The 26,031-nt window shown below is 46.5% G+C and carries 18 protein-coding genes; 15 read left to right on the top strand and 3 right to left on the bottom strand.

Features of this window, described 5'->3' with window-relative positions; translation table 11 throughout:
- The first annotated feature begins 28 nt into the window (after positions 1–28).
- Positions 29–1,141 carry a suppressor of fused domain protein gene (locus UNH61_RS25675; protein ID WP_326994872.1) on the top strand — a complete coding sequence of 371 codons (1,113 nt, stop codon included), beginning with the start codon at positions 29–31 and terminating at the stop codon, positions 1,139–1,141.
- Between the two features lie 24 nt (positions 1,142–1,165).
- Positions 1,166–2,032, top strand: coding sequence for a TraB/GumN family protein (locus tag UNH61_RS25670; protein WP_326994871.1), 867 nt, complete (start codon positions 1,166–1,168; stop codon positions 2,030–2,032).
- A 55-nt stretch (positions 2,033–2,087) separates the two neighbouring features.
- Here UNH61_RS25670 and UNH61_RS25665 read toward each other — a convergent pair whose 3' ends face one another.
- A complete protein-coding gene (locus tag UNH61_RS25665; protein WP_326994870.1) occupies positions 2,088–2,987 on the bottom strand; it encodes a glycerophosphodiester phosphodiesterase family protein in 900 nt (299 codons plus the stop codon).
- Between the two features lie 187 nt (positions 2,988–3,174).
- Between UNH61_RS25665 and UNH61_RS25660 the strand changes: the two genes are divergently transcribed.
- From UNH61_RS25660 to UNH61_RS25600, 13 genes are all read left to right on the top strand, one after another.
- Positions 3,175–5,640, top strand: a complete 2,466-nt coding sequence (locus tag UNH61_RS25660) for a DUF2339 domain-containing protein (RefSeq protein WP_326994869.1) — start codon at positions 3,175–3,177, stop codon at positions 5,638–5,640.
- A gap of 269 nt (positions 5,641–5,909) precedes the next feature.
- A complete protein-coding gene (gene vgrG / locus UNH61_RS25655; protein WP_326994868.1) occupies positions 5,910–7,688 on the top strand; it encodes a type VI secretion system tip protein VgrG in 1,779 nt (592 codons plus the stop codon).
- Positions 7,689–7,710: 22 nt separating this feature from the next.
- A complete protein-coding gene (locus UNH61_RS25650) occupies positions 7,711–9,195 on the top strand; it encodes a hypothetical protein (RefSeq protein WP_326994867.1) in 1,485 nt (494 codons plus the stop codon).
- A gap of 1 nt (position 9,196) precedes the next feature.
- Complete coding sequence (locus UNH61_RS25645) at positions 9,197–9,676, top strand: hypothetical protein (protein ID WP_326994866.1); 480 nt, start codon at positions 9,197–9,199, stop codon at positions 9,674–9,676.
- Positions 9,677–9,682: 6 nt separating this feature from the next.
- Positions 9,683–10,651, top strand: coding sequence for a hypothetical protein (locus tag UNH61_RS25640; protein ID WP_326994865.1), 969 nt, complete (start codon positions 9,683–9,685; stop codon positions 10,649–10,651).
- A complete protein-coding gene (locus UNH61_RS25635; protein WP_326994864.1) occupies positions 10,644–11,126 on the top strand; it encodes a DUF4280 domain-containing protein in 483 nt (160 codons plus the stop codon). The genes UNH61_RS25640 and UNH61_RS25635 overlap by 8 nt, the downstream gene beginning before the upstream one ends.
- Positions 11,127–11,138: 12 nt before the next feature.
- Positions 11,139–14,126, top strand: a complete 2,988-nt coding sequence (locus UNH61_RS25630) for a hypothetical protein (protein WP_326994863.1) — start codon at positions 11,139–11,141, stop codon at positions 14,124–14,126.
- Positions 14,123–15,079, top strand: coding sequence for a hypothetical protein (locus UNH61_RS25625; protein ID WP_326994862.1), 957 nt, complete (start codon positions 14,123–14,125; stop codon positions 15,077–15,079). Before UNH61_RS25630 ends, UNH61_RS25625 begins: the two co-directional genes overlap by 4 nt.
- Before the next feature lie 467 nt (positions 15,080–15,546).
- Positions 15,547–16,122 (top strand): sigma-70 family RNA polymerase sigma factor, encoded by a 576-nt coding sequence (locus tag UNH61_RS25620; RefSeq protein WP_326994861.1) that lies wholly within the window; start codon positions 15,547–15,549, stop codon positions 16,120–16,122.
- Between the two features lie 393 nt (positions 16,123–16,515).
- A complete protein-coding gene (locus tag UNH61_RS25615; protein WP_326994860.1) occupies positions 16,516–18,192 on the top strand; it encodes a phospholipase D-like domain-containing protein in 1,677 nt (558 codons plus the stop codon).
- Positions 18,193–18,373: 181 nt separating this feature from the next.
- A complete protein-coding gene (locus UNH61_RS25610) occupies positions 18,374–20,611 on the top strand; it encodes a SusC/RagA family TonB-linked outer membrane protein (protein ID WP_326994859.1) in 2,238 nt (745 codons plus the stop codon).
- A gap of 19 nt (positions 20,612–20,630) precedes the next feature.
- The gene (locus UNH61_RS25605) at positions 20,631–21,569 is read left to right on the top strand and encodes a hypothetical protein (RefSeq protein WP_326994858.1); all 939 of its coding nucleotides are present in this window, start codon (positions 20,631–20,633) and stop codon (positions 21,567–21,569) included.
- An 11-nt stretch (positions 21,570–21,580) separates the two neighbouring features.
- Positions 21,581–23,008, top strand: coding sequence for a SusD/RagB family nutrient-binding outer membrane lipoprotein (locus tag UNH61_RS25600; protein ID WP_326994857.1), 1,428 nt, complete (start codon positions 21,581–21,583; stop codon positions 23,006–23,008).
- Between the two features lie 111 nt (positions 23,009–23,119).
- Here UNH61_RS25600 and UNH61_RS25595 read toward each other — a convergent pair whose 3' ends face one another.
- Both UNH61_RS25595 and UNH61_RS25590 read right to left on the bottom strand, forming a co-directional pair.
- Positions 23,120–25,582, bottom strand: coding sequence for a bifunctional YncE family protein/alkaline phosphatase family protein (locus UNH61_RS25595; RefSeq protein ID WP_326994856.1), 2,463 nt, complete (start codon positions 25,580–25,582; stop codon positions 23,120–23,122).
- A 181-nt stretch (positions 25,583–25,763) separates the two neighbouring features.
- Positions 25,764–26,024 (bottom strand): hypothetical protein, encoded by a 261-nt coding sequence (locus UNH61_RS25590; RefSeq protein ID WP_326994855.1) that lies wholly within the window; start codon positions 26,022–26,024, stop codon positions 25,764–25,766.
- Between the last annotated feature and the right edge of the window lie 7 nt (positions 26,025–26,031).

The following is a 26,031-nucleotide window of genomic DNA, read 5'->3' as shown; positions in this document are numbered from 1 at the left end:
CTTTATATTTGAGCCATAAACGAATAATATGACGGAACCGGAAGTACTGATAGAACAGCCCAATGACAGGGGAACCTTATATGCGATAGTAGAACAAGACGACAGGGTCGTTTATTTTTACCTGTACCCATCTGAATTGCTTGCCAGTAAATATTCCCCCCGGCCCTGCTGGCTGAGGAATCTGAAGCCGGCTCCTGCAGGGAAAGATCATGCAGCTATGCAGGAAGGAATGGCGCCTATGCTGGAAGCGGCATATTGTAATCATCCGGAAGGGAAAGAGCCATTGGAGAAGGAAAGGCTCAGCATTGTGTGGATGGAGGAAGGAGATGGTGCTGCGGTTTTATACGATGGAGAAATCCTGGGAGTTATTCCGGGATGGAGCATGTATGAGAAGGAATACGCTGTGTCTTATGCCGCAGATTGCATCGGTGCAGGAGAGAAAGATCAGCAAATGCCGCTGGGAGCGCGGGGAACAAATGCCATGTATGAGAGGGTGGATCAGGCGATCGCTTTCTGGGACGACTGGGGAGAGGCCAGCCAGACCTGGAGTGTATTGCAGGACAAATACATCAAGGCATATGAAGCCGTTTTCGGGCCGTTGATACAATACTTTGCTATCGACGGAGGACAATGGCCTCCAATGGCCATCGGAAAATTCGAGCATGAAGGGATGGTATACCTGCTTACCCTGGGCGTAGCCATACGGCCCATGCCCTGGGTGGAACTGCTGTATAACGATCGTGCCCCCGGGTTCAGGCGTATGGAAATGGGAATGGCGTTTAAGAAATCGGAGTTTACTGACAAGCAGATCATCAGCCTGGGCGGTGTGATGGCCGGGCTGGCCGACAGGCCCTGGAAACAGGTAACCTGGCTGGGAGAAGGCCATACCGTAGCGAATGATGAATTGCCTGCTCCGTTTGAAAGTATCATCTTCTCGTCTGCACTGTATAACGGACCAACGATAGCGCTGCCCGAAGTATACGGTGATAAAGTGAATCTCTACTGGCTGGCCCCTGTAACGAAGCTGGAACGGGAATTTGCTCACCGCAAGCCTAATGGTGGATATGATTTACTGGAGAAGATGATTCAGCATGGACTGAATCATGTATTTAGTCATCGTGAGCAATTGCCATCTGATTAAAATGTTAAACCCTTGAAAACATATATGAAAAAGCCTGTAATAATGGTTGTAGCCCTCATGGCAGCGGTGCTGCTGAGTTGTAACACCCGTGCCCAGCAATCCCGGTTACCCCAGTCCTTACTTTGGGAAGTAAGTGGAAATGGTTTAAGTAAGCCATCCTACATTTATGGTACCATCCATATGATCTGTGATAAGGACTTCGGTATATCCGATAAGGTAAAACGGGCGTTCGGCACTGCCGGTATGCTGGTGCTGGAAACCAATATTAAAGATCCGGCAATAAACCAGATAGTAATGAAGAAACTGCAATCGGATACTCCGCTCAGCAAACAGTTATCGCCGGAAGACTATCATCTTGCCGATTCTGTGCTGATGAAAAAATGTGGTTTCCCATTGCAGGCTTTTGAAAATTATCAGCTGGTGATTACGGTGCCATTACTTGCCCAGAAAGCATTTGACTGTGCGAAGCCCAGGTCGTACGAGGAAGCTTTCCTGGGCATGCTGGATAGTACAAAACAGCACCTCGGTTACCTTGAAGGGCTGGATGTGCAGCTGGATATGCTGGTGAGGGCATATACGAATAAGCAGATCATTGAGCAGTTCAGAGCTTATGATAGTATTAAAGTGAAGATGGATGAGATGGTGATGGACTATAAGAAAGAAGATCTGAACGGGCTTTATCAGCTGATGACGACTTCTGATCAGATGGACAGTAACGCCAAACATTGGCTGTTGGATGTGCGCAACGCCGATTGGGCAGAGAAGATGCCGGAAATGATGAAGAACGGAATTGTTTTCTTTGCCGTAGGAGCGGGGCACCTGGTAGGTCCTACCGGCATCATTAAACTATTACAGCACAAAGGATATACGGTGAAGCCGGTCATGCAGTAAGCACCGGTATTTCAGCAGGCTATGACTGTAAAGTGCATAGCCTGCTGTATCCTATTTAGCGTTGCTGGTAGCTCCCCGCCAGGTTAATTAGTTTATCAGGTGCGTTAGTAATAATCCCATCCACACCGTAAGAAAGCAGTCGCTTGAAATCTTCTTCATCATCGACCGTCCACGGAAGTACTGCTACTTTTTTTGCGTGCGCTTCCTTTACCAGTTCAGCATTGACCAATTGAAAATTCGGACTATAGATATCCGGTGTGAACCCCAGTTTTTCCAGGTTGGCAGCGAAGCTGTCTTTATTGCCTATCAGCAGCGCTGTTTTTTGTTTAGGGAAGGTTTTATGTAATACCTGCAGGGTGCGCACATCGAACGACTGGATGATCACCCGGCTGGCTATTTTCTTCTTGTTAACTACTTCCATTACCAGTTTTACAAATTCATCGGGCGATGGGTTGTAGGTACCATCTCCATCGGGAGAACTTTTGGTTTCCATGTTGTAATACACCGGTTTCAGGTGATGTGTTTTTACATAGGCTTCCACGCTGTCGATGAGATCAGTCAGCAATGGTTTACGCACCAGCATTTTCTGCTGCAGCGGGAAACGGGGATGTGGTTTAGTACCTGCATCGTATTTCCGGATGCTGTCGTAACTCATTTTATACAAAGCCAGTCCTTTTTCTTCCGCCTTTGTAATATCGGAGCCATCGGGCTTGCGCATGAATTCGGCAGACATATAAGCATCGTGCGATACTGTCACTTTGTTATCTGCAGTAATGATACAGTCCAGTTCCAGGGTTCTGGCTCCCAGCCTGACAGCATTGATCATGGCCGGGATGGTATTTTCGGGCATGAGTGCCATTCCGCCGCGGTGGGCCTGTACATCGGTTTTTTGCTGGGCAGTGGCACTACTGCCAAGCAGTGCACCGCAAAAGGCAACCATCAGTATTTGTTTCATATCAGGAGATGTGTTTTACCGTTATCTCAATAAGTTATATAAGGAATTGCAAAGTGAAATATAAATAGATAACCGGCAAGGTTATTTTAAAGTTAAGAATACCTGTCTTTTTCTGCGCGGAATAGTATAATTTAAGTATCTGTTACGATGATGCCGCGTTTTGTTAAACCAATTACCCGTTACTGATATGGTTGAAACTATTATATTCCTGTTACTGATCGTTGTGTTTGTAATGTTGCTGATCTTCAAGGGCGATACAACGAAAACACTGCAGCTGTTGCAGTTTCAGCTTTCCGATATAGAAAAGAAGCTGGATGCACTCCGGAAAGAGGATAATACTAAACCGGCAGATGCACCGGCGCCGGCCATACCACCTATTGTAACCGTACCCCGCCGCGATCCGCCGCCCGCGCAGCCGGAGAGGGAACGGATCATTCAGCCGCAGATGGGAATACCTGTAGTGCCGGAAACCCCCAAAGAGCCGCTGCAGGAAACAGGGCCTGTGTTAAGGGATGTTCCCGCTGAGCAGGTTATTGCCGGGGCGGCTGAAGTAACCATTCCGCCAATGGCGGCCACTTCAGGAACGCAGGTAATACCACCTCGTGCAACACCTCAGCCGAAGCCAGGGTTTTGGGAAAGAAACCCTGACATCGAAAAGTTTATCGGCGAGAACCTGTTTAATAAGATCGGGATTGGTGTGCTGGTACTGGGAATCGGTTTCTTCCTGAAATATGCGATAGACAAAAACTGGATCAATGAAGCCGGGCGTACGCTGATTGGCTTTATATGCGGGGCTATACTGCTGGGCTTATCTTACCGCCTGCGAAAAACCTTTGCTGCGTTTAGTTCTGTGCTGGTAGGAGGCGGAGTATCGGTACTTTATTTTACGGTGACCATTGCATTCCAGCAATATCATCTGTTCAGCCAGTCGCTCGCATTTGCACTAACCATCCTGATCACAGCATTAACGGTGTGGTTATCGCTCAGCTACGACAGGCGGGAACTGGCAGTCATCGCCATACTGGGTGGTTTCGGTGCACCATTTATGGTAAGTACCGGTGAGGGGAATGCGGTAGTGTTGTTCACCTATATCGCCATTTTGAATATGGGGATGCTGGTGCTGGCTTATTTTAAAAAGTGGAACATCGTTAATATTATCAGCTATATCGCCACAGTTATCCTGTATGGCGGATGGCTGAGCTATCATCTGGAAAACAACAGCAAAGCTCCCTACGGCGTAGCGCTGGTTTATGGCACATTGTACTATCTCATTTTCTTCGCGATGAATGTGTTGAATAATGTGAGAAACAACAAACCATTCGGCTTCGGGGATATTATCATTCTGCTCAGCAATACCTTCCTGTACTATGTAGCAGGGATCGTTATACTGCAGCAAACGAGCGGAAATACCTGGCATGGATTATTTACCGCAATGATGGCGGTGTTTAACGGGCTTTTTGCGTTGGTGCTTTACCGTAATAAAAAGGCCGACAGGTTACTTATTTACCTGCTGACAGGACTGACCATTACCTTTGTAAGCCTGACGGCGCCGGTGCAGTTACACGGCAACTACATTACCCTGTTCTGGGCTACAGAAACCGTTTTACTGATGTGGCTATGGCAAAAATCCGGTATAAGAATGATGCAATATGCAGCTATACTGGTGCTTATACTGATGTTCTTCAGTTTGCTGATGGACTGGCAACAGCTTTATTACACGCAGCATCCGCATATCATTCCATTTGCCAACAAGGGGTTTGTAACGGGTGTGGTGGCCGTAGCGGCTGTGGGACTGTTGTTGATGCTGAGTAAAAGGGAAAAGCCGGAAGCCTTGTTCCTGATAGATATCCCTATGCCGGCTTACCGTACTTTCCTGCTGGTGTTAGTATGCCTGATGGTATACGCAGTGGGAATACTGGAGCTGTTGTACCAGAGTAACTACTACTTCGAAGCACTTACCATAACGCTCAGCGGGATCTATAATTATCTTTTCCTGATAGCCTTGTTGCTGACCGGCCGGCGCAGGAAATGGACGTCTCCTGCCTTGTTGCTGTTACCGGTGATCGGCGCATTGGCGTACCTGTTTTTCTATAATCCGGATATGGCAGACGTGCGCAATGATGTGGTAGACAATCAGCATCCTGTTGTTTACTTTTATTTGCATTACCTGTTGATGGCGGCATTATGCGTGATGGTATGGCAGACATGGAGGTTATTACAGCAGTTGAAGCAGCCCGGGCTGAAACCAGTGTTTCAATGGAGTGCGGCTATATTGGTATTGTTTATCATCAGTGCGGAGCTGGATCATTTGCTGGTATTCATAGCGCATCATCCTGCATCCACACCGGCTATACTTTACGACTCGCATCGGGTAGGATATGCTATTCTCTGGAGCACCTACGCCTTTGTGCTGATCTTCCTGGGATTACGCCGTAAGTCGAAGCTGGTGCGTATTATTTCCATTGCAGTATTCGGATTGACGATAGGGAAGTTATTCCTCTACGATTTTTCCGGGCTGGGCGCCGGAGGAAAAATCGCTGCCTTCATATCCCTGGGGGTGATATTGCTCGTTATTTCGTTTATGTATCAACGTTTGAAGAAAATATTTTTTGCAGACGATCAGCCGGGCAGTCACAACGAAGATAAAAGCTGAGGCAGAAAGAGTTGATACGGCAGAGCTCTTTTGGTTCAAATTATCAGCTTCGATTATTTTTGATTACATCATCCTGGAATTGAGACACTTGTTGTATATTAGCGTTCAAATTCATTGTAGTGCCATATCTATCCCTGTTGCTTGTTAAACCCGTTTTTGCACAACAGACAGATATTTATATTATTTAGTGTTGTTACCCGATATTTCAGCAGAATAACTGCCAGAATGGAAGGTATTTAACCATATTTAGAACCAGTAAAAGTTGCGAAATGTCATTGTATACGCACACCTCATTTTCAATTGGTGAGCATCAGTTCACCTCTTTCCATTCTCTCACCTTAAACCAGACCATCAGCGGGCATCATGAGTTTGAGATCATGATTGGTTATGACTGGCTGACCCGGCTGGGAAAGGGTCTGTTCAATGCAGGAAAGGAATTCCTGGGGAAAGAAATTTCCATCTCTGTTAATCCGGTGGAAACACATGCGGTATACAAGCCACTTATCTTTAACGGAATTGTGGACGGTATCAGTGTGGGCAAAGAAAGTGATGGCACCCACGGGTTTTGTGTGATCAAAGGTCACAGTGTGACGATATTACTGGAAGATGACGAGAATATTGCCACATTTGAAGATAAAAACCTGTCGGCTATCATCAGCGAAGCGCTGAAAGGATGCGGGCCATATGGGAAGTCGCCCGCTGTGGATCCTTCGTATACCGAATCCCTGAAATATATTGTACAGTACAAGGAAACTACCTATCAGTTTATATCCCGCCTGGCGGCCCGTTTCGGGGAATGGTTTTTCTTTGATGGGGAAAAAGTGGTGTTCGGAAATTACCGGCCCCAGAAAATATCGCTCACTCACCAGGTAGATCTGGTGGATTTCCATATTGATCTTACGGTTAAATCAAATAACAGCCGTTTGTACGGATTCGACTACCGCCAATACCAGACGGTGAACCACGAAACTGCTGCAGTAGCCGCCGGTAACCTCGACGTATATACGAACCATTTGAAGGAAGTGAGCGAAAAGCTGTACAAGAAAACTTCCGCCAACAGGATCAATCAATGGATGGATAACGCAGCTAAAGCGCAACTGGATAAGTATACAACGGTGCAAAAGAAAGGCCGTCTGGCCCGGATGGCATTGCTGAAAGGTGCCAGTCAGCAGACAGGATTACGCATCGGGGACATTATTACTGTGAACGAGTCTGTATTGTCCAGCGAACATCACGGAGAATTTGTGGTGACCAGCCTGGTGCATCATTGTACCGAGAACGGATTATACAGGAATACGTTTGAAGCAATACCCGCTGCTGCAGCGATGCCGGAAGTAGACCTGCACCGGATACCGGTTTGCGAACCGCAGAGTGCCGTGGTGACGGATAATAACGATCCCGAAGGATTAGGGCGCGTACGTGTGAGGTTTCAGTGGCAGGAACAAGGCACTACACCCTGGGTGAGGATTGTATCGCCACATGGCGGTCCTGAAAAGGGCTTTTATTTCATTCCTGAAAATGGAGAGGAAGTATGGGTAGACTTCGAGGGAGGTAATGCCGAAGCCCCGCTGGTGATGGGAACCGTATATAACGGCAGTGCTAAAACCAGTTTCGGCGACGCACAGAATAATCATAAAGTTATCAAAACGCGCAGTGGCCACATTATACGTCTTGATGATACGGATGGCGCGGAAAGCATCACCATCACCGATAAATCAGGGAATATCGTTACCCTGGATACCAATGGCAAAAATATCAACATATCCGCTCCGGAAAATGTAACCATCAATGCCAGGAATATCAGTTTCACCGCTGCGGAGAATATACAGGTAAATGCAGGAAAGAACCTTACACAGGCAGCTGTGAAAGACTTCAGCCTCATGGCGGCTAATATCCGGGAAGTAGCAGATGATACGCTGCAACGCACGGCTAAAACCATTGAGAAAACAGCCGAGAAAGTGAGCATGAACAGCACGAAAGAAAATATAGAAATGCATAGCGCCAAACAGATCGTGAATAAAAGCGGCGATAAGGCAAAACTGTTTTAATACCTGTTAATTCGCGGAAGAGATGGGAAACATGATTTCAAGGGCAAAGAATATTGTGGAAAGCTCCGAACATTCCACCACCTATGCCACCAATGGAGATATCAGCCTGAATGCGGCCAACCAGGTGAAACTGCGTAGTACCGATAAAGTGGTCTATGATAAGTATCAGGCCCCCGAGAAAAAACAAAAGGAACTGAAAAAGTTCATGATCCACTTCCGGCGCCCGGCTTCATATAAGGGAGAGTACGGGTTCGATTGGCTCAGAGACGAATACATACATTCTATATACCTCGTGATGCAAGGCAACAGTGGTGCCATGAAGCCGCTCAGCAACGATGTGGAAGCCACCAAAAAAGAATACCTGAAAGACGTAAAGAACCCCATCAAGCCATATGGCAAGGATTATTACCCCGCCTGGCTGTCTCTTTTTCCCCATACCACTGCCCAGCAGTTTAAGTATGGTTCGGATATGAACAAAAACGGGGTGCAGCTCGATCTGGAACTGGAGGAGATAGAAGAAGTAATCAGTGATGGTACCCAGATCATCCTGGAATCTAAAAATCCGCATCTGAAAGTTTCCCCTGCGCAGATCAATATAGGCGCCCTGATAGGAGCAGGCAAAAAGAAGAAATATTTCGACGGGCAAAAGATTGGCTACTATACCCTGAAAGGTGCAGTGAACATCGTGAATAACGGTGCACCGTTGAAACAGCACGAAGAAATTAAAATATTCGCCAAACTGGGGGATAAAAAGGAAGAAGTGGGCAAATTGATGGTATATAACAACCACGTGATCCCGAAACTGGAGATCGTACTGGTGAGAGTGAATACGAAAAAGGAGACTTCCGGCAATATTAAAAAACAGTTAGTGAAAGATGCCGAATACCAGTTTAAGCACGCATCTTTTAATCAGGCACTTATCCGCGCGGAAGTAAAAACAGATACGGACTTTAATGTGTATGACCTGCCGGAAAAGGATCCGGAGGTAACTTATTTCTGGGACCGGACACTGATGGCCAGCGTAGCAGAGAAATACCAGGATCAGCTGCTGCAGTCTATCATCAGGCTTTACGAAAAATACGGAAAACATAAACCGGTGGGTGGCAGTATCGATGGAGACGCCAACAAACGCACCTATATGTTCCTTACAGATCTGGAAGCATCTGCGCTGGCAGGATTAACCTCTACCCATGCAGGAGATATCGTGAACGAATTCCAATGGGGAAATTCCTACATGATATTCCTCAGTGGCCTGAGTAGCCGCCGGACATTGATACATGAAGCCGGGCACTCATTAGGCCTGCAACATACCTTCAGTACCGGGGCTCCGCTGGAAGGGCTAACACCTCCTCCATATACCCTTTATAAGGGTTATACCGATAATATCATGGATTATACCTGGCAAGAGGGAGGCAGCGATAATCCATTTAAGGAACATATGTATGCTTTCTTCAAATTCCAGTGGGATGTCATGAGGAAAGACAGAAGCTTAATCTTAAACTATTAGCATGCGAAGAGGCATTTTTATTTGTCTTTTTCTGCTGGCGGCTGCATGGAATATCAGTGCGCAGACAAAAGAAGTGGCACAGGTGAGGTTCGGGATGCAGGGAATGCTGTTACGGGTGATGTACCGTATTACGCCGCTGGGATTACAGCGTTACTGGCTCGATAAAGAAAGCAGCCGTAAGCCCGATACCGCTGTAGTGAATATGACCGCTGCACAATGGAAGGAAAGTCGTTTTGTAATCGACTCTGTTCCGGCGTTGTTGCTTACTGCGGGCGCTACCACCCATAGCTGGGGATGTCTGAATTGTCACGACCAGCCGTCCATCCGCATAGAAATCAGTTTTAAAGACAAAAGCCAGGAAATGATATATACCATTGATTCAGATACTGACCGCATACCCGAGCCTATCCGGCAATATATAGACAACGTATATGCGCTGGTTAACCGGCTATTGCAAAACGATCGTAAAATAAAGAAATAGCAGGGTATGAGTCAGTCGGCATTTCGTTTTAATCCCTTACAGTTTAACCGGACTTTTGGCGCAACCTATACATTCGGGAACAATGGTGCACAACAAACCATCAGTTACGAGATCAGCGTAAAATGCCTGGGGAAATTACCCGGACAGCTTTTTCTGCTGGAGATCAATAAAGGCCAGGTGTACATCAATGATCATGCACCTGATCAGCTGATAGACCGGTTGTCGGATGCCTGTGGTAAAGTTCTGTACCCATTACAGGTTACCGTAAATGAGGCTGGCCTGTTTAAGGGTGTTGCTAATCAGGCCCGGATTGCAGCGGCCTGGGAGGCTGCCAGGCCCGGATTGCAGCAATATTATACCGGCAGCATAACAGCTGATATGCTGGCCTATATGGATCTGGCAGTGGCCAGCGAAGCACATATATATCAGTCGCTTTGCCGGGATTGGTTTATGGCTCTTTGTTTCGCTGATATCTATCAACCAGGTGGTGATATCATGGAACGGCAGTTTACAACTGCCCTGCCGATAGTACCCTATACTGTACCCGTGCAATTTGCCGTAACACAGAAGCCGGTACAACATCATACGGACAGTGGTTGCCTTGTATTGCAACAGAAAGCGCAGTGTACAGATCCGCGCAGCCTGGAAGATTTGCTGGGAGAAAAGGAAATCCCTTTATCGCAGCAACTGTACGGCATACATACACCATTGAAAGCGACGGCAGAACTGACGTATAAGCTATATCACAGTGATTGGTCGCTGAATGCCATTACAGGCTTCTGCATACTACCGTTGGAGGAGGAGCAGACCAGGCGCGTTGATATCGCCCTATATCATTTGCGGGAAAAAGATCAGGCACCGGTGTCAACAACGCCGGCCATAGTAGTGGGACAGGAAACTGCAACAGAAAAAGAGAAAAAGAAAGGATTCTTTTCATCCCTATTTCAACGCAATAAAAACAACAGCTATGAGTGAGAAACATCTGGTATGTCAGGGTGCTGTTTGTATGTGCCAGTTTGGTACTACCCCCGATAAACTGAAAGTAAAGAGTCAGCAGGTCCATTATATCAATGATAAGGATGGAGCCGAGAAACCACTGGCTACTACAAAAGATATAGGGCAACCGTTCGAGAATAATTCGTTCGGCAGTTGCTCCAAGAAAAACAACAATCCATGTACCCCGTCGGTGACGGCTTGGAGCGGTTCTTACGATAAGGTGGAGCTTCCCGGAGGAGCACATATTTTATTGGAAGACAGTAAAGCTACCTGTCCTACCGGTAGTACGGACTGTATCCGCATTACCTTCCACGGGCAAACTGCTGATATGACAAAAAAGGATGCAGAAAAGGCCGATAAGGAGGTACAATCGCATCTTAACCCGATGATGGATGTGAAGAAAGTGGAAGAAGATCTGTATATGATTGAGTTGCTGGAAGGGCAGCCGTCTTAAAAAATATTCGCCATGTCTGAGAACAGAAAACTGGAAATATTTGTCCCTGCTTCAAAGGGAACTGTTGACACCAAAGGATCGCTGGTAACGCTGAAAGAGGCCGGATGGGTTACCGCGGAGATGAAGAAGGTAGCTACGCTGGTAGAGAAAAAACCGGCAACGCAGGAGAAGAAAGTAACGATACCCATGAAAGCCCCGGCCCCGGCTGTTGACAATGCCCCCTATAACTGGGTTTGGGCTATGCTGCGCACGCTGACATTCAGGAAAACAGATGTAAACGAAACCCTGAAAGGGCCTTTGGTATATCCTAATTTCCCCAAGGTAGCGGAAGGAGGAGGCCTGGCCTGGCTGGAGCCTGTGCTGGCAGGAAATGAGCCCACTAACTCTGCGGCCAATGGATATTTTGTGGTAGCCAAAGGCAAGCCGGAGATCCTTTCCGTAGAATGGAGGGAGTATACTCCCAATTCCGATGGGAAGATTATTACCAAAGGCACCAAACGCTTCGGAGAAAGCGTGCAGCTGCATATTTACACACGTGCATTATACGGAGAAGATATTTACATCCACCTGATGAACCATAACATGGTGCTGAAAGATAATGAATTGCCGGTGTGGGAGCGGGAAAACAAGCAAGCTGATATTCCGAAAGGGAAAGAAACACCGGAAGGATCTATCAAAACATTTACCCGCCAGGTAAATATGGTGGGTATACTGGAAGATGAGCGGGCAAGGGGTGCGCTGCAAATCACTGATGTGGTAGTGAAATTCCGGACGGCACAGGAGAAAAAAGAAAGCGGCCCGGGTATCCCCGCAAAGAATTTTGTGCAGAAAGCCGTAGTGGATGTATATCTCGACGAGCTCTGGATACCTGATGCCGGCAAGGAACTGGAGATCTATGCTACGGTAAACAATAAAACAGGGAAGCTTTCCAAAACGTTTAAAAGTTCCATTCTGAACGTGAAAGGCCCTAAAACAGATGATTCCCCGTTGATGATGAATGGAAACAAGCCGGTGGTAGTAGGAGATATTCCCACTAACCCGCGTCGTTTTCAGCCATGTAAATACAGCGCCATCATGGTGGAAAGCAAGGACGGGAAGCAGGCGATATTCGATGAGAATGTGCTTGGTTTCCAGCCTCCGGAGCATCTCACCTATAACGTTGTGGCAGGAAGTGAAGCGGCAGCCCAGAACATCAAGGTGACCGTGGAAGCAGTGGTCACGAATGATTCGGAATGTGTGGCAACTCCCAAGCATAAAAATCATGTGATAGACCTCGCGAGCTTTGTCGGCAAAGGGTATAAGCTGGAGGATAAAAAGGCCGGTGTAAAAAGAGAAAAGCCGGAAGAGAGTGTGGTGAAAGGTAAGTCGGAACAGAAATTCAACAACTATAAAATAAAGAGAGAAACCAGCAGCTCCTTTAGTGGCGTAATAGCGCATTCCGACGGTGGCTTTGAACTGGATGCGCAATACAAATATGCCTTCAGTGATGAACGCGGGCTTCCGGACGTGAAGCGCATATTGGGTTACCTGTGGATCCCGGCAGCGCAGATAGACCATTTCCCGGTTACTATACAAACATGCCGCTGGAAACACATCATCAACTTTGCTATCTATCCGGATATTAAATGGACGGCAGCGCTGGCGTTCAACATGAAGGAAGAGGATTTCAAGCAATTGAAAGAAAAGTTTGCCAACGATAACAAAGGGAAAGGGATTACCGGCAAGATGCAGCGCTTTGTGCTGAACAGAATGGAGAGTGTGGAAAAGATAGAAGATAAGGTGAAAGATAAATACAGCAAGCCAACTCCTGTACTGGATCACTATAACGAAACCAATGCCCGCGAAATAGGACAGATGCTGGCGTTACCGGAAAGTAAAGATGCGCCGGCTGCGGAAGTAAAAACAAAAGGGAAATTTACTGAATTACTGGAAGTGCTCCGGAAGTTCCAGTTTTCCATCAAAGTGGAATGGAATAACGATAAGGAGAGTATAGAACCCATTCAGGAGCTGGTGCAGAAGTACTGCGGCATGATTAAGAAAGTATGGGAGCTGGCCCAGGGAGCTAAGGATATACTGGAGGGGAAATATACTACGAAAGCGGATGTGGAAGGAGATGGAAAAGATCCGGATGCTTTCATTAATAAAAATAAGGGTAGTGCTGATAAGAATATACAGGGGCTGATCAGTAAGATGCAACGTAAGCCGGTGGATTATGAATTGCAATTCCCGAAAGTGGGGCTGGCAGCATCCTGGTATTATGAAACCATGCCGCCGGTAGATAAATCTTCGGAGCTGTGGGGAGCCGGAAAAACAGTACTGATAAAGCTGGAGGCCAAACCGCTGATAGGACTCGAAGTTAAATGGGATTTCCTGGAACTGCTTTGCCGCCGTCATCCACTTGCCTATGCCATCCTGAAAACAGTGGATGCTTTATTGTACCTGTTGGCTGACGATGAAAGTAAGGTGGTGCTGAATGTGTCTATTACCGGTAAGATAGATATGGAGGCCACCTTCAAGCATAATACCGTAGGAGGCAATGTTTTCACGAGAGAAGCCGGCCACTCCGATAAAAAGGAAGAGTTGATTAAAGGAGGGGCATTTATTTCAGTGAAAGTGGAATGTAAACTGAACCTGGCTAAAACAACCACCTTCCTGAAAACCAAAGTGGTAGTGTCGTTTGGAATGGGACTGGAAGGCTCTTCGGGATTGGGGCTGCAGGGGATCTTTGGCTCCGATGAAAAAGGGCTTTACCTCGGATTGGACCTTGTTTTTGAAGGCATAAAAATTGAGGGAATGGTGGAGGGCAAAATAAGCATTTCGGAAAAAGCAAGGGAGAAGAAAAAGAAGGGCGCTGCTCCAACACCGGAAGCAGCGGAAAAACCAGCGAAGTATAATTCAATATTCGACTATAATCCGAAAGCTTCTTTTGAAATTGCAATTGATGAGAAAAGATTATCATTGCCCAAGTTATATTTAACCAAAAAAGAATCGGACGGATGAGAAAATCAATAATAGCCGTTGTTTTTATTTTGATGGCTGCGCTGCAAAGTTGTGGTCAGGGATCAAATGCCAAAAAAGAAAGCATGAATCAGAATATCAAGGAAAAATACCTGAACAGTTATAAGCTGATAAAGAAATATGACTACAATCCACGTTTCCTGCTGGATTTTGAGAGTTATAACTGCACATACGAAATACTGGTGAATGATATGCCTGCGCTGGTAAGTTTTACGAGCGGAAACCAGGGAGGAGCTATTGTGCCTGTTTCTTCCAATATACTTAAAAGTGGCAAACAGGATATTACTATCCGGGTGTATCCGCGGGTGGATGATAACGACAAAATGGACACCTTCCTGCTGGCTCATAACAGCGGTCTGAATGTTAAAATAAAAGTGGGAGATTATGAGAAGGAAAAGCAGCAGGAGTACAAGCAGCTTTTCCAATATAAAATGCCGGAAGTGCAAATTGGTAATATCCCCTATGTTGAATTCAAAGGCAGCTTTGAGGCCAATGTGCCCTACCAGCTGAAAGGCTGGAGCCAGAGTCAGGATCTGAGAAAGGAGAACAAGGAACAGCTGGCCAAAGAAGTAGTGGCATTTTATCAGCGTTACCGCGAGCTGCTGGCAAAAGGCGATATGGATGCAATAGCAGCCCTGCTTTACCCCCGTGAGGTTGAAGTAGAGCAGGCGTTCTTTTTCAATAAGCCGGCCGACGCAGAAGATACCTGGAAACGGTTTGATGAAATCCGGAATTATCACCTGGAGATGGAGCCCCTGGAACATTATGAGCTCAGGTTTTATGGAGATGGAAAAGCAGTAGGGCTGGTGCGTACCGACGATGAGCTGAGAGGTGAATCGGCTATGGTAGGTACTTCTGCCGATGGTAAATACAGGATTTATAATCTGATACTACATAAGCCGGCTGGCAGTAACCAGCTGCAGGTAATACGGTAAGAATTCTCTTTTCACGCTTACCCTCGAACACGATACGCTCATACAACGAGGCATCGAAAAAATCGACAGCCTGCATGTAAATCATGAAATTATAAAAGCGTATATACGTTTACGTTAGATATCTGACAGTATTAATAATTATACCTGCCGGAACATTTGTTCCGGCAGGTATAATTATGTCTTAAAATGTAACCGGCAGGTTACTTTTTGTGCCTGGATTTTCAATTTGTTAATTCCCATGAGATCCGCCACTGTACTGAATCGTACCATTTGTGAAATGTAGCTGCTTAACAATGCGTTAACCAATCTAAGCGCTTTATAACATTACTTTTAAGTTAAGTTCTAGAGATGGAAATGCGTAATAACCACTTTCAACCATCATGTTAAACCATTAGAAATTTAATTTTCTAATACCGGGTAGTCAGGTAAAATTTTTCCTAAGAAGTCTTGTTAAAAAAGGAATGAGAATGCAACCAAAAAACCAAGATGCCGTCCTTCTGGACCAATTAAAAGAAGGTAACTCCGCCGCCTTTACCGCTTTTTACAACAAATTTCATCGGTGCCTGCTGACATTAGCGATGGAAATGCTAAAGGATGAAGAACTGGCTAAAGATCTCCTGCAGGAATTCTTCCTGGATTTCTGGCAAAGGAAGCTATTTATGAAGATAGATGCCCATTATCAGAACCGGGATAGCGGCACCGTAATCAGGAGTTATTTATTTGTTGCCGTACGTAACCGTTGTCTTAATAAGATAGCGCGCGAAAAGAAGTTCGTGAACACGATCCCGGATGAACCTTTTCTGCCGGAGGATCTGCTGGAAAGCAAAGAAATCTATGTTCAGGTAGATAATGCTTTGCAGGAAAAAGTACCACCTAAATCCTCAGCAGCCTTTCGTTTCAGGCATTATGATCAGATGAGCCATAAGGAGATTGCACAGGAAATGAATATCAGCATCCAGACCGTTAAGAACCAGATCGGCACCGCCGTAAAGATCCTCCGTGGTTATTTTCGTCCAGCCCACGTGGAAGTACTATTAAGATAATTTCAATCACAGTTATGGTATTTGTTTCCCCATTTTACCCGCTGGCAGGGTAGTGGAACTGCTTTACCCATTTTTTATCGATCATCAACCTGCTCTCCGGGCCTGTTAATGGCCCGGGCGAGTGGGTGATCGTTATTTTGCAGAGGTTGGTAAAATATCCGGTTTTTCTTCCTGAAAATTAGCGTAAATTCAATCTGTGGTTATAAGCTGTTTTTAATACCGGTATCCGGAAAAAACAGCACACAACAATACCGTAAGAGCACTGTGGCTGGCAATATAATACGCCGGCCTTTGTTAATTGTTGCAACACTGAATAAAGAGGCAGACTGCACGCAATACCATCTATCATTTATGTTAATTCCCAAATAAATGCTAACCTCAAAATCTCAGACTATGAAAGCACCATCTGTCATTAAGGTGTACGCCAATAGTGATGAAGCCACTATTGTATGGAAGTATTCCGGCAACATTAAAGACTGCTGGGGATTCGCCATCTACCGGAAGCATAAAGGTCAGCCCGATTCGCAGGCAGAAGCCCTGCATACAGGCGTTGGCTTTCAGGGTGATCCGCATACCGATGGCGAAACGCAACCCAGTACCATCTGGCCCATTCAGAAGTATATCTGGATCGATTACTATGTTCAGACCGGCGACGTAGTGAGCTACCGTGTAGTGCCTATGATTCATTCGGGAACGCAGCTGCAGGAGGCAGATGATAAGGCTACAGACTGGAGCGACTGGGTAACGGTTGGGAATCCTCCCGGCGTGGAAGCCTATTTTAACCGTGGACTGGTTTCCTCGCAGTTTCTTGCCAAAAGGCTCAGCACTGTGCCCGATGCTGAAAAGAAAAAGACCCTGCTTACCAATCTCAATGATGTAAATTCAAAGATCAGGAATTTTATGGGAGGCGACCTGTTACAAGCTCTCTATAATTTACTGAAAGAAGTGACAGACAATAAGAACCTGCAACTCTACGGAGCTTTGTATGAACTGAATGAGCCGGAACTGATTCGCCGCCTGAATGCCCTGGGCAAACGGGCGCATATCATATTGGCAAATGGCGCGTTTGGTGCAAAAGATCCTGACCCTCAGGCAGTGAATGCGAAATTGCTTACCCACGTGGACCTTACCCGGAGAATTGTATCAACCCCTCATTTTGCCCACAATAAATTCATGATCGTAACCGATAAATCCGGTACCAAAGAAACTGCCGTCAAAGTGCTGACCGGTTCCACCAACTGGACTACCAACGGCGTTTTCACCCAGGTGAATAACGCGGTAATATTGCACGATCCCAAAGTAGCGGCCTATTACAAAGCCGAATGGGATGCCATTAAAGCCGATTGTGATCAAAACGGGAAAGGACTGTACTCCAAGAAATACGAGGACTTTAACAATAGTGTGAGAACTGCGCCGCAGATCAAAACTTTCTTTACGCCGGTGCAGAAAGAGATCGACCTGGATGAAGCGGATTCGCATATCCGCGCTGCGAAGCAGGGCATCCTTTTTCTGATGTTTAAGCCGGGTGTGGAAGGAAAAAGCCGTATGTTGTATGATACTATTATGGAGATGAGTAAAAACAAGCAGCTGCTGATCAATGGTGTACTGAATGGTGATCCGGGAACAGCGCAGCATCCTACCATCACTTTCATGCATAAAAATCAGCAACAGCAGGGCAACCTGGATGTGGTACTGCCGGCAAGCATTGGTGCGGCCTTTGAGTCGTGGATGAAGGAAATAGGTATACAGAATGTAACTATTCACAGCAAGATAATTGTGATAGATCCGTTTTCTGCCAATCCGGTGCTGATGACAGGTTCCCACAATATGGGCGGAAAAGCCAGTGCTTCGAACGATGATAATCTCAATATCATTATCGGCAATACTGCACTGACACAGGCATACGCCATCAATATCATGGGCGTGTACCATCACTACCGCTGGCGCTTTTTCCGCTCCCGGACAGACGGCTCACCGAGTTGGGAAGGTAATGTGAAAAACGATCAGTGGCAGGATTGGTATAAGACCGGCGACAAAGCCAAGGAAATAAATTTCTGGTTACCCTCCTGATATAAGCGCAGGCAGACTATTACAGTCTGCCTGTTGCCTTTTAACCCCGAAAACCCGTTGATAGTTTTATCAGGCTCGTTGTATCGATCTCCTGCCATCCATCCTTCTCTCTATTGACATTCATTTTTTATTATTTTATTTTTAGTAGCATACAGTTTAACCAGAATCTAACAGTTAGCTTATGAACAAGATCATTGCTATCCTATTAGTGTACTGTGCTATTGCCATGCAGTTAACCGGACAGTCGCGCGTCATTACCGGTAAGGTAACAGGCGACAAAGGAGAACCCCTGCCAGGCGTCAGCGTGCAGATTAAGAACACTAACAAAGGAACCTCCACTGATGTAAACGGAACCTACCGCCTGGATGCAGGCGGGGCCGATGTTACACTCGTTTTTCGCTATGTGGGCTATCTTACCGTGGAAGTAAATACCAGCGGACAAGCCAACATCAACACCGTACTGAAACCGGATACCCGTAACCTGGATCAGGTGGTGGTCACTGCACTGGGCATTTCCCGCAAGGAAAGAGCCGTTGGGTATTCTATCCAGGAAGTAAAAGGGGATAACCTGACACTTACCAACGAACAGAATGTACTCGGTTCCCTGTCGGGTAAGATCGCCGGCGTACAGGTGGTGGGCTCATCCGGTGCCAGTATGGGTGGTACGCAGAAGATTAAGATAAGAGGTATTAACTCCATTAACGGGCAGGAACAGCCGCTGATGGTACTGGATGGTACGCCGATATCGAATATGAACTTCGCCGGCCGTAACGGACCGGATATGGGCAACCTGGCGCAGGACGTTAACCCGGAAGATATTGAAAGTGTGAATGTACTGAAAGGACCGGCTGCCTCTGCTTTATATGGTTTGCGCGGACAGTACGGCGTGATCCTCATTACCACACGTAAAGGCGGCCGCAAGGGAAGCAAAAACATGAACGTAAATGTCAATTCCGCTTTCTCTATTGAAAAAGCGGGAAACTTTATGCCATTGCAAAATATCTATGGTGCCGGCAGCAGCCAGCAGTTCAGCAGGATTAACGTTAACGGGCAAACGCAGTTGCTTGCTTCCGGTACAGATGAAAGCTGGGGCCCGAAAATGGATGGTACTCCTGTAAGACAGATGTACAGCTTTTACCCGGCAGATCCGGACTATGGGAAGATGACGCCTTTCAGTCCACATCCCAATAACATCAAAGAATACTTTGTTACCGGTACTACTTTCAATAACAACGCCAGCGTATCGGGAGGTGGAGAAAACAGCAGTTTCCGCTTGTCGATCAACCATACCGATATTAAAGGGATTGAACCTAATACTTACCTGAAACGGAACAACGTAGGGTTTAACGGATCGCTTAATCTGGGCCCTTCCGTGACTGTATCCACCAATTTTAATTACGCTAATAATAAAGGCCAGCGGCCATCTCAGGGCTATTATCAGGGAAGCCGCAATTTCTATCAGTGGTTCGAGCGCTCGCTCGATATGAAGAAATTACGACAGTATAAATATCCGGATGGCACTTTTTATCATTGGAATCATGAAGATGTGAATGATCCTGATTTCCTCAAGAAACCGGGGAGCGACTGGAATAATCCTTATTTCGAAGCCTATGAAAATCCGGGTCATGATTCACGTGATCGCTTCTTCGGCAACGTAGGACTGGTGTACGACGTATTGCCCGGATTGAAAGTAAGCGGCGCTATCAGGGCCGATATGTTTACGCAGAATATTGATCAGCGCAAAGCCTATGGCGGACGAGATCTCAACGAATATTACGAAGGAAAGTTCGAGAACAAGGAAATGAACTACGAAGTGCTGGCACAGTATAACAAATCGTTCGGTAAGATGAGCCTGAGTGCCAACCTGGGAGCGAACCTGCTGACGCAACGCTATTCATTCCTGTCTGGCAGAACCCAGGGAGGTTTATCTGTCGTTAACTTTTACAACCTCTCCGCTTCCATAGACCGGCCCATAGTAACGAACTATCTTCGCCGCAAGGAAGTGCGGAGTGAATATGCAGCAGTATCATTAGGCTATGATAATATTTATTATGTAGATGCTACCATCCGCAACGATATTTCTTCCGCATTGCCGCCGAATAACAATTCTTACTGGTATCCTTCTGTATCTTTCAGCATGGTATTCAGTGAGCTGCTGAAGTGGGAGCCACTGTCGTACGGTAAGTTCCGCATCAGCTTTGCGAAAGCCGGCTCCGACCTGGATCCATATCAGATATATGAATCTTACCTGTTGGAAAGTCCTTATAAAGGATCGGATAATAATCCTTATCTGCCCATGCATCTGCCATCTACCCTTAATAATCCTAATATAAAACCTTCACTCGGCAATTCCTTTGAAACGGGGATAGATCTGAAGATATTGAAAGACCGTTTAAGGGGTAGGGTTTACTTATTATAACCAGCAGAACAAGAACCAGGTGCTCAATATAGATGTATCCGGCGCAATCGGGTATACCAACACGGTGATCAATGCAGGTAACATCCAGAACCAGGGCGTGGAATTGAGTCTGAATGCAGTACCGGTACAAACAAAGCGTTTCAACTGGACATCCATCCTGAATCTCAATCGCAACCGCAGTTTGGTAAAAGCGTTGTACCCCGGCATCAATACACTGCAGCTGGATGCTAACACCTATTCCCGCGTCAGCGTTTATCTGAATGCCAACGTCAATGCGGCATTTGGTACCCTGGTAGGAAATGCTTATCAACGCGATCCTAAAACCGGTAAGATCCTGTTGGATGCGTCTAATTTGCCCATGTTTAGTGAGAACCACGATTTTGGCAGTGTGTTGCCCAATTTCACCGGCGGCTGGCAGAATACTTTCAGGCTTGGGAACTTCGACTTGTCGGCAATGATCGATTTTCAATCGGGTGGCCGTTTCTTCAGCTGGACGAAAATGCTGAGTGTGAAATCAGGGCAGGCCGTAGAAACAGCTGCAATGAACGACAGGGGCAAGAACGTGCGGGATCCGGTAGCAGATGGTGGCGGCGTAAAAGTGAATGGGATTTCCAGTGTAACCGGACAGGAAGTGACCACCTATGTGGATGCAAAATCCTATTTCCGCACGGTGTTGGGCACTTCTGTTTATGAAGAATGGTTGTATGATGCTTCTTATATCAAGATGCGGGAGATGCGCCTGGGATATACGTTTACGAAAGCGAAGTATGGCCGGATGCCGTTCAGCAGTATCAATGTGGCCCTGATTGCGCGTAATCCGTTCATGATTTATCAGCGGGCGCCTAAAGGGCTCGATCCATCCGAACTCTCCACCGGCGCTTCTTCCATCAGCTGGCTGGAAACCGGTCAGCTGGCCACTACCCGTTCATTTGGTATTAATCTCAGCATCTCCCTGTAAACCCGGTTATTATGAAAAGAATTATCAATATAATTATCGTACTGGCGTTGGGGTTAGGTTCCTGCACCAGGTTCTCCGACAGCATCAACCGGGATCCCAATCTCCCGGATACATTCTCTAATCCGAAACTGCTGACATACGCCATCCAGCGGCTGGATACCACTACCGCAACACCGTATGGCCTGCTCTATACCCAGCTGCTCTCTGAAAAAGTATATACAGATGCTTCCCGGTATATTAATATCTCTTTTGAGTTTGCGAATGTTTATTCAAACGCGCTGATGAACCTTAATCTGATCCTTAAAACCACCAGATTCAATGCAGATGAGGGATCAGCTAATAATCAGAAAGCGGTGGCGCGTATTCTCCGGGCTTATTTTTTCTGGTATATGACAGACCGTTGGGGAGATATCCCTTACAGGGAAGCGTTGCAGGGCAGGAGCAAAGTAGATCCTGCTTACGACAGCCAGAAAGATATATACACAGATCTGTTCAAAGAGCTGACAGAAGCGGGAGCGCAGCTGGAATCAAACAATCCGGCAACGGGTGATATCCTGTATTACGGAGATACCGGTAAATGGAAACGCTTTGCTGGCACGTTGCATGCATTGATAGCACTGCGTCTTTCCAAAGTAGATCCGGCGTGGGGTAGCCGCGAGTTTACAGCAGCGCTTCAAACCGGCATTTTTGCCAGTAACAGCGACAATGCTATTTTCCGCCATCTGGGAGAAACAGCCTATCAGAATTACTGGTACTATGTATACAGTGTACAGGGGCGTCGCTGGTACTGTGTGAGTAAGCCACTGGTGGATTTCATGTTGCCATTGAAAGATCCCAGGCTGAAAGTTTATGCGGCTGCTAATGGCAGTGGAAATTACGTTGGGCTGCCTTATGGGCTGGAAGGAAAGGATGCGCAAAACATCCCTGCCAGTTCAGTATCATTCCAGGGAACAGCGATCCGCAAACAGGATGCTACTTCCTATATCGTGACCTATGCCCAGGCATTACTGGCAAAGGCGGAAGCAGAAAAACTTGGCTGGATACAGGGAGGAGACGGAGCTGCCGCAGCAGATTATACTGCCGCCATAACGGCCTCCATTCAACAATGGACCGGCTCTTCAGACGGAATTGATGCTTACCTGGCAAACCCGCAGGTAATATATGATCCGGCTAATGCACTAAAACAGATCGGATATCAGCGGTGGGTACATCTGTACATGAATGGATATGAAGCGTGGGCAGAATGGAGAAGAACCGGTTACCCTTTACTGACACCGGCTCCTAATAATGGCAATGTGCAAATTCCGCGGAGACAGGGATATCCGCTTTCCGAACATAACGTGAATACAAAGAATGTAGAAGCGGCAATAGCAGCCCAGCCTGGCCTTCATGGGAAGGATGATCTTACCGGAAGGGTGTGGTGGGATTTGGAAAGGTAAGAAGAGAAGAATTACGAATTAGGAATTACGAAATACATAGGAGATATAAGCGAATAAGTATATGATTCGCTTATATCTCCTATGTATTTCGTAATTCCTAATTCCTAATTCCTAATTCGTAATTCTTTTCCGTTTCCGTTCTTTCTTATCCCCATCTTTTTCCTTCTCTTCATCTTCATCACCTGCAGTTACAAATGCACTCCTGCGTGGAGCAGGCATTACGCTGTGTTCTCCTTTCACCGCTTTCCATATGATTTCATTGAAGGCCATATCCGGCGCAGCATCTTCTTTGGTAAAATCAAATGTTTCGCTCAGTTTGGATAAGGCAGTTTCTTTTACATTCCGTTGATCCATATCTACATCCGGGCGTATAACAGTGTATGGCGTGAAATCGGGCGTAGCGGTAAAGCATTGCCACATTGGGGTGGCGGCGGCATCGTACTGGCTCATGGGCGGGATACCCAGTATCAGTTCCATGGTGCGCAGCATGCCCGAAGTTGAGTACATAGCGCTAACAGTTTGTTGACGTTTTACATATGGTCCAACTACGAAAGCAATGGAACGGTGGGCGTCTACATGGTCAGCACCGTTTTGTGCATCATCTTCCAATATAAACACTACAGATGATTTCCATACAGGGCTATGGCTGAGATGTTCTATAAATAATCCAACCGCATAATCGTTGTCGGCTACGTGTGCAAATGGCGTCGGACGGCCAAGACGAAGGCCTTCGGTATGATCGTTCCCGAAGCGGACCGTGTTGAAACGTGGTAATGCATTGGCTGCTACAAGAGAATCAAAATCGCGGCGCCACTGATAGAACCTGGAGGTATCTTTCACCCGTCCGTCGAATCCTTTGTAGGAAGTGCAATATTTACCTTCCAGTGCGGGGATGTTGGCTTTACTGTCGTCGGCAAATTCGCCGTAGCTGCGATAGCTGACGCCTGCACGCAGACAATGATCCCAGATGAAACCACCGCGGGGATAAGCAATTTTTTTCTGCCCTTCGAAATCATAGGTACCACCTCTGCCGCCATAGCTGGTGGGCCAGTTCTTTTCCGTATAGTCGTTGGCGTAAGCTGCCATGCTCCAGTTATGACCATCAGCGCTTACCTCGGCATCTACATAGAAATTATCGAGCAATACGAACTGATCTGCCAGTGTATGCTGATTGGGGGTATATTTATGACCAAAGAGTACCAGTGAGGTGTCGCCGTTTCCTTTTGGCATATCGCCTAATATCTGGTCGTAGGTACGGTTTTCCTTGATAATGTAGAACACATATTTAATAGGGGAGCTGTCACCCACATTCATGGGAATTGGATTTCCTTTTTCACCTGCAGCCATCAATTCTTTTTCCTTGGTATAGGGCGTGTTGGCATATACCTGACGGGTGTACATTTCCTGTTGTGCTGGTGTTGGCACAGGGATTACTGACAAGGTGCCTTTGAACAATCCGCCGATATATTGTACTTCTCTGGGTTTCTCGGAATTACCCGAATGGCGGGCAGCTGCATTACGGCCTTCGAACGGATTAGGACCGTGTGGGTTGGCCATGGAAGTCAGCCCTTTGCCATTGGATACAAAAATTTTCTTGCCGGATACTTTTACATTGGTGGGATACCATCCGGTAGGAATGAATCCTTTACCCCGACTTTCTCCTTTTTTGCTCACATCGAATACAGCAAGGCAGTTATTATCGGCATTTGCTACATAAAGTGTTTTCTCATCTTCACTCAGTGCAATACCGTTGGGAGTAGAGCCATTGGGCGCATCCGGATAGAGGGCTGTATTGAAGATCTCCAGGATATTTTTCTTCCGGGTATTCACCAGTGCCACCGTATTGTTGTTAGCGTTGGCTACAAACAGGTATTGGCCATCTTTGGTAAGCAGCAGTTCATTGGGATTATCGCCAACTGCGAGCCGCGTTATTTCTTTCTTTTCAAGGGTACTCCAGATCAGCAGCCTGTCGGCTCCCCACAACGAAATATACAGCTCTTTGCCATCAGGACTCAGTTTGCAGGTATAAGCTTCTGATCCGAGGGGGAATTTTTCCGTTTGTTTGGTATCGAGGTGAATGATATATAAGGCTTTGTCTCCCTTAGTGACAACATACAACAGTTTATTGGCCTCGTCGAGGTCGATACCGGCGGGAGAAATATTCACCGGCCATTTCTCGCCCAGCAGCAGACTGTCGGCCAGCTGTAGTTTGTTGTTATTTACCGCATATTTAAGAATCCGGTTGTCGTTGCCACCGGAAGCATAAAGGAATTTTCCATTGCGGGAAAAAGTAAGCCCATACCAGCTTTTGGGAACTATAACACTGTCAAGCTGCCGGTCATTCACGGCATCAATCAGTTGAATAGATTGCACGCTCTGGCCATTATTGGTGACAGCAAGTAATTTCTTGTCGGCCGTCAGTGCCAGGTTGAGTGGCAGGTCGCCCAGCTGCAGTTGCCTGCCTATGGGCGTCAGCATCCAGCCGTTAGGCAGTTTTACCTGCTTTAGCTGTGCGTGTAGCGACAGCAGCATGGTACAGCAAAGAAAGGTAAGTAAACAAAAGAAACGGTTCATACGGGTACTTTTGATCGTGACCAACAAAAATAGGCGTACCAAACCAGGGATGAAAGTCAATAAATTGTTAAGTGTTGCTCCTGCCTCGTTCTTTCCTAATATCCGGAAAAAAAATGCAGTGCGCAAATTCAAAGCGTAGTGAACCATGAAATTTGTTGGAAAGAAACTGATATCAGGTTAGCTATTGGGAGATGATAGCTAACTGATTTCCGGAGAAGCTGCAGTCAGGCTCACTGGCCAGGGAGCAATGAGAGGCCGCGTACAGCCGGTAATGGTAATATGACAGACCATCTAACTGGTGTTCATCAGCGCTGGTATTGCTGTTAGGACAGTTGCCATCAGGAAATAACTCTTCCTGTAGTATATTTATATTACTGATCCTATCGGCTGTACTGTCGTATAACAGCAGATGATCGGCTGTGATATTCGTTTCATTAAACATCCATCGG

The organism is Chitinophaga sp. 180180018-3 (assembly GCF_037893185.1).
Lineage (GTDB): Bacteria > Bacteroidota > Bacteroidia > Chitinophagales > Chitinophagaceae > Chitinophaga.
Note: the sequence above shows the minus strand (reverse complement) of the source record. Positions and strands in the feature narration are given on the sequence as shown.

Excerpts from the sequence above, each read along its gene's own strand:
- UNH61_RS25590 (WP_326994855.1), bottom strand. The coding sequence starts at position 26,024 with ATGTTTAATGAAACGAATATCACAGCCGATCATCTGCTGTTATACGAC.
- UNH61_RS25630 (WP_326994863.1), top strand. The coding sequence starts at position 11,139 with ATGTCTGAGAACAGAAAACTGGAAATATTTGTCCCTGCTTCAAAGGGA.
- UNH61_RS25625 (WP_326994862.1), top strand. The coding sequence starts at position 14,123 with ATGAGAAAATCAATAATAGCCGTTGTTTTTATTTTGATGGCTGCGCTG.
- UNH61_RS25600 (WP_326994857.1), top strand. The coding sequence starts at position 21,581 with ATGAAAAGAATTATCAATATAATTATCGTACTGGCGTTGGGGTTAGGT.
- UNH61_RS25660 (WP_326994869.1), top strand. The coding sequence starts at position 3,175 with ATGGTTGAAACTATTATATTCCTGTTACTGATCGTTGTGTTTGTAATG.
- UNH61_RS25675 (WP_326994872.1), top strand. The coding sequence starts at position 29 with ATGACGGAACCGGAAGTACTGATAGAACAGCCCAATGACAGGGGAACC.
- UNH61_RS25640 (WP_326994865.1), top strand. The coding sequence starts at position 9,683 with ATGAGTCAGTCGGCATTTCGTTTTAATCCCTTACAGTTTAACCGGACT.
- UNH61_RS25670 (WP_326994871.1), top strand. The coding sequence starts at position 1,166 with ATGAAAAAGCCTGTAATAATGGTTGTAGCCCTCATGGCAGCGGTGCTG.
- UNH61_RS25645 (WP_326994866.1), top strand. The coding sequence starts at position 9,197 with ATGCGAAGAGGCATTTTTATTTGTCTTTTTCTGCTGGCGGCTGCATGG.
- UNH61_RS25595 (WP_326994856.1), bottom strand. The coding sequence starts at position 25,582 with ATGAACCGTTTCTTTTGTTTACTTACCTTTCTTTGCTGTACCATGCTG.
- UNH61_RS25650 (WP_326994867.1), top strand. The coding sequence starts at position 7,711 with ATGGGAAACATGATTTCAAGGGCAAAGAATATTGTGGAAAGCTCCGAA.
- vgrG (WP_326994868.1), top strand. The coding sequence starts at position 5,910 with ATGTCATTGTATACGCACACCTCATTTTCAATTGGTGAGCATCAGTTC.
- UNH61_RS25615 (WP_326994860.1), top strand. The coding sequence starts at position 16,516 with ATGAAAGCACCATCTGTCATTAAGGTGTACGCCAATAGTGATGAAGCC.
- UNH61_RS25610 (WP_326994859.1), top strand. The coding sequence starts at position 18,374 with ATGAACAAGATCATTGCTATCCTATTAGTGTACTGTGCTATTGCCATG.
- UNH61_RS25665 (WP_326994870.1), bottom strand. The coding sequence starts at position 2,987 with ATGAAACAAATACTGATGGTTGCCTTTTGCGGTGCACTGCTTGGCAGT.
- UNH61_RS25620 (WP_326994861.1), top strand. The coding sequence starts at position 15,547 with ATGCAACCAAAAAACCAAGATGCCGTCCTTCTGGACCAATTAAAAGAA.
- UNH61_RS25635 (WP_326994864.1), top strand. The coding sequence starts at position 10,644 with ATGAGTGAGAAACATCTGGTATGTCAGGGTGCTGTTTGTATGTGCCAG.